Origin of the sequence: Micromonospora sp. NBS 11-29, assembly GCF_002140155.1 — a bacterium.
Lineage (GTDB): Bacteria > Actinomycetota > Actinomycetes > Mycobacteriales > Micromonosporaceae > Micromonospora.
Genome location: NZ_NAPR01000012.1, coordinates 26,802 through 27,961, shown reverse-complemented (window position 1 = coordinate 27,961; position 1,160 = coordinate 26,802). Strand labels below are relative to the sequence as shown.

General features: G+C 72.8%; 1 pseudogene. It reads left to right on the top strand.

The features are described 5' to 3' along the window. Window positions 1–2 precede the first annotated feature (2 nt). A pseudogene (locus B1205_RS32965) lies at window positions 3–1,160 on the top strand (condensation domain-containing protein); the annotation flags it as partial.

The window sequence follows — 1,160 nt, the reverse complement described above, 5'->3', positions numbered from 1 at the left end:
CGTTGTCGTACGCGCAGCGGCGGTTGTGGTTCCTGGAGCAACTGGACGCGGTGGGCGTCGCCTACAGCCTGCCCGCGCTGGTCCGGGTGCCCGGCGAGCTGAACGTGGCGGCGCTCCGGACGGCGCTGGAACGCGTCTGCCGGCGGCACGAGGCGCTGCGGACGCGGTTCGTGGACACCGACGGCGAACCGGCGCAGGTGATCTCGGACGAGATCCCGCAGGTCGAGGTGAGCACGCTGACCGGCGTGCCGGTCGAGCGACGCGACGAGACGGTCGACGCCTGGGCCCGCGAGCGGGTCGAGCGCCCCTTCGACCTGGCCGGGGAGTTGCTGCGGTGCGCGGTGGCGGTGCTCGCCGACGACGACCACGCGATCCTGCTGAACATGCACCACATCGTCTCCGACGGATGGTCCCTCGGCGTGCTCTTCGACGAGCTGGCGATGTTCTACCGGGAGGCGGTCGGCGGCCCGCCGGCCACGCCGCCCGCCCTGCCGTTCCGGTACGCCGACCACGCGGCCTGGCAACGCGAACTGCTGCGCGGGGAAACGCTGGCGGGTGAACTCGCCTTCTGGGAACGGCACCTGGCGGGCAGCCCGGAGCTGCTGGAGGTGCCGACCGACCGGCCCCGCCCACCCCGGCCGAGCTACCGGGGCGACTCCGCCTCGGTGGCGATCCCCGCCCGGGTCGCGGACGGGCTGCGGGAGTGGGGCCGGGCGCAGGGCGCGACGCCGTTCATGGTGTTCCTCGCCGGCTACGCGCTGCTGCTGTCGACCTACAGCGGCTCGGACGACGTCGTCGTCGGCACCCCGGTCTCCGGGCGCAGCCACCCGCAGAGCGAGAACCTGATCGGCTTGTTCGTCAACACCATCGCGTTGCGGGCGGACCTGTCGGGCGACCCGCCCTTCACCGACCTGCTGGACCGGGTCCGGCAGACCTGCCTCGCCACGTACGCCCACCAGGACGTGCCGTTCGACCTGGTGGTGGAGCGGCTACGCCCGGAGCGGGACCTCAGCCGCAACCCGCTGTTCCAGACGTTCTTCGCCTACGAACCCGCCACCGGGCAGCCCGAGTTCGGCGGCGTGCCCGCCCGCCCCGTCGGACTCCACGACACGACGGCGAAGTTCGACCTGAGTTTGAGCATGATCGAGCAGCCGGACGGC